This window comes from Synechococcus sp. BA-120 BA3, assembly GCF_034931285.1.
Classification (GTDB): domain Bacteria; phylum Cyanobacteriota; class Cyanobacteriia; order PCC-6307; family Cyanobiaceae; genus Cyanobium.
In genome coordinates, this window is sequence record NZ_JAYGHZ010000144.1 from 1 (window position 1) to 2,167 (window position 2,167).

Consider the following 2,167-nt stretch of genomic DNA (forward strand, 5'->3'; position numbering starts at 1 on the left):
ACGCCGGCGTGGTGGGCGGGGGCCGCATCCGGGGTGCTGCCCCAGAGGCCGGTGGCGACCCCGACCATGACGCCCGCCCCCGTGATCAGCAGCGTTCCGTTGATCAGGGCCGCCGAGCGCCGCCGGCAGAGTTCCTCGACGGCATAGGTGACCCCCAGCAGGACGGAGTTGAAGGCAATGCCCAGGCCCGCCCCGGCGCCGGTCGCCAGCAGCACCGGCAGGGGCAGGCGCCTCAGGGGCGCCAGCCTCTGCCGCAGCGCCAGCAGCACGCTCGCCCCCAGGGAGGCGGAGGGGGATTCCAGCCCCACCGTCAGGCTGGCGCCGTGGGTGAGCAGCAACAGCGGCAGCCGGGCCAGCTGGCGCCTGAGATCCAGGGATTCGAGGGCTGCCGTGCGGGCGGGACCCTGCCGCACCCGCTCCAGCTGCAGGGCCAGCACCCCGGTCAGTCCGCCGCCGCGGCCGCCCTTGAGGGGGCCGTTCGCCAGCAGGGTCAGCAGCGCCGTGCCGGCGAAGACGAGCAGCAGGCTGCCGCCGGGGATGCCCCCTTCCCCGCCCAGGGGCCAGGCCTGCTGCAGGCGGAACCCCAGGGCCGAGAGCCACTGGTAGGGCTGCAGCAGCAGCAGCAGCGGCAGCGCCGCCAGCAGCAGGGCGACCACCTGCCCCAGGCGCAGGCTGCCGTCGCGCCGGGCGTCGGCGGCATCGATCGCTTCAGGGGAGATCGTCATGGTGTCCACTGCAGGCGGGCCGGCACCGCAGCGTCCGGATCCGTGGGCATGGGCAGCAGTTCGCGCAGCAGCTGGGCGTAGGTGATGTTCACGTTCACGGTGGCCTCCAGCCGCTGGACCAGGCTGCCGATCAGCCGCTCCTGGGTATTGGAGAGATCCAGCTCGCTGCTCAGCCCCGCCTGGTAGCGCAGCCGGGCGTCCCGGAAGGCCTCCAGGCTCGCCGCCACCCCCCGCCTGGCGGCCACCAGCCGCGCCAGGCTGGCCTCGTGGCCCAGGAAGGCCTGCTCGATCCGCAGCCGGATGTCGTTGCGCTGGGCGGCGTACTGCTGGGCCACCGCCGCACCGCGGCGGGCCAGGGCCCGGGCCTGGCCCCGGGTGGTGCCGGCGTCGAAGAGCAGCCAGCTCACCGCCAGACCCACCGACCAGTCGCTGCCATAGGTGTTGAGGGAGGTGGGCACCGTGCTGCCGCAGCAGCCGCCGTCCGCGACGCGCACGTTCCAGTTGTTGGCATTGCTGGCACCGGCGCCGGCGCTGGCGAACAGCGACAGCTTCGGCAGCAGCTCGGCGGCGACCGCATCCTTCTGGCGCAGCAGCGCCTCGCGGGTGGCCAGGAGGGCTTCCAGTTCCGGGTTGTCCCGGTAGGAGGCCAGCAGGCTGGCCTCCAGGTCGAGGGGCCAGCGCGGCTGCAGGCGGATCGGGTCGCTGGCGGTGGGGGTCAGCTGGGGCGGCAGGTTGAGCAGGGCCGCCAGCCGGCGGCGGGCGACCGCCCGTTCCGCCAGGGCCGCGATCAGCAGCTCCTGGCCGTCGGCTTCGATCGCCTGCCGCCGCAGCACGTCGAGCCGGGGAACCAGCCCGGCCTGCTTGAGATCCAGGCTGTCCTGCAGGATCAGCAGATCGTTGCGCACCACGGCCTCCCGGATGCGCACCAGCTGGTCGGCCCGCTGAAGCTGGTAGTAGCTCTCGCTCAGCGTCAGCTGCAGCCGCCGCAGCCCATCGGCGTAGTCCATGCGGCTGCCGCGCAGCCGCGCCAGGGCGGCTCGGGCCTTCGGAGTGCGGGCGAAGTCCAGCAGCGCGTAGCGCAGCTCCAGGCCGCCGCTCACCCCGTTCGCGTTGGTGTTGAAGGAGCCCCTGCCGCCGGGGGGGATGAAGAAAGGGCTGGTGGGGGGGAACAGGGTCCCGGTGCCGGTGGGGGAAAAGAAGCTGGTGCTCGTCTGGTCGGTGCCGCCGGCGGCATAGGCGGAGATGCGCGGCCAGTAGGTGCCCAGCTGGCTCTGCAGCTCGGCCAGGGACGCCGCCACCGCCTCGCGGCGGGCCTGCAGATCGGGACTGTTGGCGAAGCCGATCGCCGACCAATTGCTCGCCATCCGCGTCAATGCCGGGATTGAGGAACTCGCGACCACCGAACGCTTCGCCCATGCCGAACCCGATCTGGTCGAAGCCAT

Annotated in this window: 2 protein-coding genes; both read right to left on the bottom strand. The window is 73.2% G+C overall.

What is annotated here, in order from left to right; all coding sequences use genetic code 11:
- Window positions 1-725, bottom strand: a 725-nt coding sequence (locus VB737_RS06620; RefSeq protein ID WP_500312144.1) for a chloride channel protein, incomplete at its 3' end; no start/stop codon positions are given.
- Entirely contained in the window at window positions 722-2,089 is a 1,368-nt protein-coding gene (locus tag VB737_RS06625) for a TolC family protein (protein ID WP_500312145.1), read from the bottom strand. The genes VB737_RS06625 and VB737_RS06620, both read right to left, overlap by 4 nt.
- Window positions 2,090-2,167: the final 78 nt, after the last annotated feature.

What these genes read in the sequence shown, in the direction of transcription:
- VB737_RS06625 (WP_500312145.1), bottom strand. Translation starts at nt 2,089, where the DNA reads ATGGCGAGCAATTGGTCGGCGATCGGCTTCGCCAACAGTCCCGATCTG.